The 6831-nt window shown below is 56.5% G+C and carries 4 protein-coding genes and 5 pseudogenes; 6 read left to right on the top strand and 3 right to left on the bottom strand.

The annotated features are described in order from the left end of the window. The 6 genes and pseudogenes from DA792_RS01975 to DA792_RS01955 form a co-directional block, all read left to right on the top strand. A partial coding sequence (locus tag DA792_RS01975) for an ABC transporter substrate-binding protein (RefSeq protein WP_254679194.1) occupies positions 1 to 703 on the top strand: 703 nt, incomplete at its 5' end. Next, positions 681 to 833, top strand: a complete 153-nt coding sequence (locus DA792_RS22615; RefSeq protein ID WP_254679193.1) for a hypothetical protein — start codon at positions 681 to 683, stop codon at positions 831 to 833. The genes DA792_RS01975 and DA792_RS22615, both read left to right, overlap by 23 nt. 86 nt (positions 834 to 919) lie before the next feature. Then, positions 920 to 1797: pseudogene (locus DA792_RS01970) on the top strand (branched-chain amino acid ABC transporter permease). Further along, a pseudogene (locus DA792_RS01965) lies at positions 1794 to 2763 on the top strand (branched-chain amino acid ABC transporter permease). Before DA792_RS01970 ends, DA792_RS01965 begins: the two co-directional pseudogenes overlap by 4 nt. After that, positions 2763 to 3511, top strand: a pseudogene (locus tag DA792_RS01960) (ABC transporter ATP-binding protein). The pseudogenes DA792_RS01965 and DA792_RS01960 overlap by 1 nt, the downstream one beginning before the upstream one ends. A 10-nt stretch (positions 3512 to 3521) precedes the next feature. Then, positions 3522 to 4242 (top strand): annotated as a pseudogene (locus DA792_RS01955) (ABC transporter ATP-binding protein). A gap of 67 nt (positions 4243 to 4309) precedes the next feature. On the opposite strand, the gene DA792_RS23145 reads toward DA792_RS01955, so the two are convergent. The 3 genes and pseudogenes from DA792_RS23145 to DA792_RS01945 all read right to left on the bottom strand — a co-directional run bounded on the left by DA792_RS23145 (position 4310) and on the right by DA792_RS01945 (position 6729). Then, positions 4310 to 4561, bottom strand: a complete 252-nt coding sequence (locus DA792_RS23145) for an SDR family oxidoreductase (RefSeq protein ID WP_368074459.1) — start codon at positions 4559 to 4561, stop codon at positions 4310 to 4312. Then, entirely contained in the window at positions 4536 to 4934 is a 399-nt protein-coding gene (locus DA792_RS23140; RefSeq protein ID WP_368074458.1) for an SDR family NAD(P)-dependent oxidoreductase, read from the bottom strand. Before DA792_RS23140 ends, DA792_RS23145 begins: the two co-directional genes overlap by 26 nt. Positions 4935 to 5038: 104 nt before the next feature. Next, positions 5039 to 6729: pseudogene (locus DA792_RS01945) on the bottom strand (FAD-dependent oxidoreductase). Positions 6730 to 6831 lie beyond the last annotated feature (102 nt).

Here is a 6831-nt window from a genome sequence, read left to right as displayed (position 1 = left end):
GTATTCCTCGTCGACCGTGGTGAACATGTTGGTCGCGCAACAAAACGGCATCCCACAATTCACCGCCTCCGAGGCCCCGTCGATCACGCAAAAGGGCAACCCTTATATTTTTCGAACCAATTGGGGTGCGCAAAAGGGGATGCCCAAAATTGCGGCCTATCTCAAGGATCAGCTGGGGGTGAGCACAGTGGCCGTTGCTTGGGCCAATACGGAATTTGGCAAAGGTGGCCATGACAGTTTCGTTGAAAACGTTAAGGCGGTCGGTTTGGACGTTGTGGCGGATGTGCCCTCAGAACAAGGTCAAGCGGATTTTTCCGCCGATGTTTTGAAAATCAAAAACTCCGGCGCTGAGGCGGTTTTTATTTACCTCACGCAAGAGGAAGCGGCGCGGTTTTTGATGGAAGCGGTCAAACAGGGCCTCGACATCCCGCGCATTGGCGACAGTGTTTTGACCTCTGAGAAGGTCATTGATCTTGCGGGTCCGGCGGCCAACGGCGCCAAAAGCCACGCCGCACTCACCATCGCCGCCGATGATCCTTTGGTGCACGAATTTGCCACAAAGTTCTCTGAACGGTTTGGCTATAGCCCCGATTACAACGGGATGAAGGGTTACATCGGCGCGTATACAATCAAATACGGCACGGAAATGGTCGGCGAAGTGAACAGTCAAAAACTTGCCGATGTCATGCACGGGCTGTCTTGATGCCAAGACCTACCCCGGCATTTTGATCGACATGTGCTGGGATGATGCCGGTGAGGTGTCGCGCAAAAGCTACATGGTGGAAGTTCAGGATGGCCGCGAAACGGTCTCCGAAGTTCTCCCCGCAAACTGAGTTTCGCAACGCATGCGGGGCCGCTCCGCGACCTCTGTTCCATCGGAGCAGAGGGTCTTTTAACACTCAATTGGGAAGGAATGGCGATGGCCGAACTTCTGCAAATTCTCATATCGGGCCTGTCGTCTGGTGCGATCTATGCCTTGGCCGCCGTGGGGTTCACCCTGTTGTGGCAGGCCTCGCAAACCATCAACTTCGCGCAGGGCGAATTCGTCATGTTGCCTGCCTTCTTCGTGTTGGCGGGGATGACCTTGTTTGGATTGCCGCTTTGGGCGGCCATCCTGACTGCCTTTGTGATGTCAATTGTGATCCTTGGCGCGATGTTCAAAAAGCTGGTGGTTGAGCCGATGCTGCCGCATGGTTCAATGCCTTTGGTGATCGCCACCATCGCCTTGGGGCTTTTGATGAAAGAAAGCGTCAAGGAATTCTATTCCGCCCAAGGTCAGCCCTTTCCGCCGCTGTTTCCGCAGCATGTGATGAATGTCTTCGGTGCGTCGGTGTCGGTTCAGGATCTCTGTAACCTTGCCGTGGCCTTTGCGGCGATCATCTCCCTGCAATTGTTCTTGCAACGCACCCGCACGGGCCGCGCCATGCAAGCCACCGCGCAAGATCCGCGCGTGGCCGAAATCCTTGGCGTCGATGTCAAACGAATGGTGATGTACACGTTTTTGATCAACGGCGCCTTGGCGGCCATCGCGTCCATCCTGATTTCACCAGTCTATCTGGCCAAATTTTCCAACGGCGAAACGCTTGGCATGATTGCCTTTATCGCGGCCATCGTTGCGGGTTTAACCAAATCAGGGGCGCGCTTGTCGGCGGGCTTTTGATCGGCGTGCTCGACAATCTCGCCGCCGTTTATATCTCCGCCGAATATCGCTCGGCGATCCCGCTTATCCTACTCATCGTCATCATCATGGTGCGCCCACAAGGCATCATGGGCACGTCCGAAGGGAGGACCGTATGACCGCTTTTCGCATTCTTTTCCTTATTGCTTTTGGTGTGGCTCTCCTGCTCGCACCGATGGGGCAGGGCAACTACATCATCTACATCCTGTGCTCTTGGTTGATCTTTTCGATCTCCGCTATGGGGCTGAACCTGACACTTGGCTACGCGGGCCAAATCAGTTTGGCGCAGGCCGCGTTCATGGGGATCGGGGCCTATGTCACCGCCCTTTTGACCATGGCAGGCGTGCATTGGCTCGTTGCGGTGTTTTGCTCGATCTCGGCCACGTTCTTGATCGGTCTGGTTTTGGGCTATCCGGCGCTTCGGGTACAACACCATTTTCTTGCCTTCGTGACACTTGCATTCAATGCGCTCGTCTTTCTTGTCTTGCGCAATGAGGATTGGCTTACGGGTGGCTCGCTTGGCCTCGTTGGCATCCCGCGTCCGGTGTTTGGTCCGTTCGATACGATGAAGCAACTGCCGTTCTATTACTTCACGGTTGTGTGTTTCTTGGTGACGGCGGGGGCGATGGCATGGATGTTGCATTCGCCTTGGGGCCGCGCGTTCAAAGCGCTGCGCGAAAATCCGATCCGGGCCAATTCCTTGGGTCTCAACACCACCCGTATGACGCTTTTGGCCTTTGCGATTGGCTCCTCTATGGCCGGTCTGGCTGGCGCGCTGCAAGCGCCCTTGGTGCAGTTCATCGAACCCGGCTCGTTCACGTTGATCCTGTCGCTCAAAATCTTGCTCATGGTGATTGTCGGCGGCTCTGGCTACTTCTTTGGTCCTATCCTCGGCGCGGCTCTTGTCGTGCTGCTGCCGGAAATGCTGCGCTTTACCGATGGCTATTACCTCATCATACGCGCTTTTGGTGCTCGTGGTCATGATCTTCTCACCGCAGGGGCTTTTGGGCCTTGGGCGTAAACTCCTGATCGCGATGAAACCTCGTAAAGAACGCGGCGATCTCAAACAGGGAGCACAGTTGTGATGCAAACGGAAACCGTTCTATCGGTCAAAGACATGACCAAACATTTCGGACCGATCAAAGCCGTCAATGGTGTCTCATTCGAGGTGCAAAAGGGCGAAATTCTGGGTCTTATTGGCCCGAATGGCTCCGGCAAATCGACGCTGTTCAATTGTATTCTCGGACAACTGGCGCCCAGTTCAGGTACGGTGCAGATCAATGGTAAATCTGTCGCAGGTGCACAGGCGCATGATCTCAACCGGCTTGGCGTTGGCCGCACGTTCCAACAGCTTTCGGTGTTTCCGCAAATGTCGGTGATCGAGAACATCATCATGGCGGGGCAGGAACACCACGGCACGATGCTGACGCGGCTGTTTGGCAAATCGGACGCGGGGCTGACGGGGGCTGCTGAGGATATGATCGCATTTTTTCGCCTCGGGCATTTGCGCGATGAGATGGCGGGGTCTTTGTCCTATGGCCAACAAAAGCTACTGGACGCGGCCATGGCGTTTATGGCGGGGCGGGGCTGGTGTTGCTTGATGAGCCCGCGGGCGGGGTCAATCTGACCATGCTGCAATATCTCAAAGAGCGTTTGATCACATACAACCACGAACATGGCACCACCTTTGTGGTCATCGAGCACAACATGGAATTCGTGATGTCGCTGTGCACGCGGATCATCGTGTTGGCCGAAGGCGAAATCATTGCTGAAGGCGCGCCCGAAGACATTCGCTCAAACCAAAACGTCATCGACGCATATCTGGGAGGCTGACATGTCGGCAATGTTGGAACTGAAAAACCTCTACGGGGGCTATGGCAAAATCACCATTCTCAATGGCACCACGTTTTCTATCCCGCGTGGCACGATCACCACGGTGATTGGTCCGAACGGTGCGGGAAAGTCGACGGTGTTCAAAGCCATTTTCGGGATGCTGGATATTCAATCGGGCTCTATCATGTTTGATGGTGAGGATGTGACACGCTCGACTCCGAAACAGATGATCGGTCATGGGGTCACCTATGTTCCCCAAGGCCGCAATGTCATCCCGCAGCTTTCTGTGTGGCATAATCTGGAAATGGGCGGGATCACCTCCTCCGATCAACCGAGCGTGAAACGCCGGATGGAACTGGTCATGGATCAATTCCCGATGCTGCGCAAATTCAAAGACCGTAAGGCGATTGAATTGTCGGCGGACAGCAAAAGCAGCTCGAAATCGCGCGCTCTCTGCTTCTAGACCGAAACTTGTGTTGATTGATGAGCCGTCGATCGGTCTGTCGCCCAATCTGGTGCAGGAGGTGTTTGAAACCCTCAAAACCCTGCGCGACGAAGGCGTGACGATCCTGATGGTCGAACAAAACGCCAAAGCCGCACTTGCGATGTCGGATGATGGGATCGTGTTGGAACTGGGGCAAATGCGGATGCATGAGCGGGCCGATGTTTTGCTCAACGATCCCAGAGTGGGCCAGCTTTTCCTCGGTGGTCACATGGAGGAGGTGGCGTAATCGCCACCCCCACTTTTGACGCTATTGCGTATATCCTGGGCGGGGGACACTCCCATCAAGGTTTGGCTCAACCCCCGTCCACCACAATCTCCTGGCCATTGATATAGGATGCCCGCGCCGATGCGAGGAAGACGGCCGCATTGGCCATGTCTTGTGCAGTGCCAATGCGGCCTGTCGGCACACGGCGCTCGCGTGCGGCTTTGACCTCAAGATTGGCATAGAACGGCTCGGACATCGGGGTCAGAACCAGACCGGGAGAGACCACGTTCGAGCGCACGCCTTTTGGGCCCCATTCATAGGCCAGCGCCCGCGACAGCATCGCTACAACCGGCCTTACCGGGCGAATAGGCGCCCGAAAAGGGCTGGGGCTGACTGGCAGAAATCGAAGCGACATGAACCAAGGCGCCCACGCCCTTGGCGATCATCTGTTTGCCAAAACTCTGAGCCGTGATGAAACACCCGTCCAAGTTGACCTTGAGCATGGCTTGCCAATCCTCAATCGCCAGATCCTCAAGCGGGCCGGGCCGCAGGATACCGGCGTTGTTCACCAACACATCCGCACCACCGAGTTTGGCGATGTGATCTGCCGCTGCCTCAACAGAGCGCAGATCGGACACGTCACAGCCAAAGCCATATCCGCCAACCGCATGGGCTGCCGCTTCGGCATCCTCTGTGCGGTAATCGAGGGCCACCACCGTGGCCCCAAGGCTTTGAACGCGTCCAACATGGCCCGGCCAATCCCGCCCGAGCCGCCAGTGACGACAACGATTTTTCCTGTAAAATCAATCCAGCTCATTCAGGCCACTCCCGCCAGATGACGGCCCGTGATGTAACCAAAGGTCAGCGCCGGGCGAGCGTGATCCCCGCACCGGGGTAGTTACCGCCCATGATCGAGGCACGGTCATTGCCCACCGCATAAAGCCCGTCAATCGGTGTGCCTTGGGTGTCGAGCACTTGGCCTTCGACCGTGGTGGCCAGCCCGTCAAACGTGCCCAAATCGCCCATGACGAGTTTGAGCGCATAAAATGGCCCCTCGGTGATGGGCGCGACACAGGGGTTTGGGCGTACGTCGGGGTCGGCAAGATAGCGGTTGAAACTGGTCGCTCCGCGGCCAAATTCGGGGTCCTCGCCGCGCACAGCATCTTTGTTATAGGCGGCCACCGTTGCCACAAGCCCCTTGGCGTCTATCCCTGCGTTTCGAGCCAAGTCCTCAAGCGTCTTGCCCGAGACAAGATAGCCATTCTTCAGATAGGGCGTGAGTGGCACCGGGGCAGGTTTGGCAAAGCCAAGACCGTATTTGCGGATCGTCGGACGGTCTGCAATCAGCCAACACGCGGTCTCTGTTTCACCTTCGCAGGCTTTGATCATCGCGGCACCGACATCGTGATAGCTGGCACTTTCATTGGTAAAGCGTTTGCCGGATTTCAACACGCCGATGATGCCCGGTTTGTAACGATCAATCAGATGTGGAAAGGGTTTGAACCCAGTTTTTGTTGGCACTTTCGAGACCGGCATCCAGGCGGAGGTTTCCGGGAACCGCACCTCAAACTGGCCCCCGACAGTGCGGCCAAGATCAATGCCGTCGCCTGTGTTGTCTTCGGGTACGGGCGAGAGATGTTCGCCGCCGCGTTTGAGATGTGGATAGGCCACACGGATTTTCGCAATGTCATGGGCAAAGCCACCTGCGGCCAAGACCACGCCTTTGCGTGCTCGCACAATCACATCACCGATCTGGCCTTTGATCTTTGCGCCAACAACGGCACCTTTCTCGGTCAAAAGTTCCCGCGCGGGGCTGTCGGTGTAGATTGGAATGTTCAGATCAAAACAGCTTTTTGCCAGCCGCGCCGCCAAAGCATTGCCCGAGGTCACATGCGTGCCGCGACCATAGCGGACCACTTCGGCGGCATGGGCGGCAAGGCGTTTGGCGACATAGGCGAAAGAGGTGATGCTTTTGGTCGCGTTAAAGAAATGTTTGATGTCGGCATTCGAGGAATTGAACATCATGCCCATGAAGGTGATGGTCGACAGCGGCGGGCGCAGGCGTTTGAGGTTTTCCCCCAACGCGCTGGTGTCATAGGGCGTTGCCGTGATGGAGCGACCTACGTCGACCCCGCCGGGTGCTTCCGGGTGATAGTCGGGATAGAGCGAGGGGCTGAATTTGACCTCGGTTTCGCGTTCAAAAAATGCAAGCATTTCGGCACCGGTCTCGAGATAGGCATTCACCGCGCTCTCATCATAAAAATTTCCGGTCTCGTGTTTCATATACTCGCGCGCTCGGGCGATGTCGCCCGGCGGGCAATTGGGGTTGCCGGGTATCCACACAACGCCCCCGGAAAAGGCGGTTGTCCCACCAAAGACGGGGGCTTTTTCGATGATGATGACATCAAGTCCTTGTTTGGCGGCGGTGATTGCGGTGGCCATCCCACCCGCCCCCGACCCGATGACAAGGACATCGCATTCTGTGCCATCCCTGAGACGCGTTTGCATAGTATCTCCTCCTATTGTGCGGCGCGGATCAGCCGCCTCCCATGGTTGAGATATGGCAAATGCCTGTGTCGCGCGAATGGACGGACGCCGATATTCATTGCA

The organism is Celeribacter baekdonensis (assembly GCF_003047105.1).
GTDB classification, from domain to species: Bacteria; Pseudomonadota; Alphaproteobacteria; order Rhodobacterales; family Rhodobacteraceae; genus Celeribacter; species Celeribacter baekdonensis_B.
This window is presented reverse-complemented; position numbering and strand designations above follow the sequence as displayed.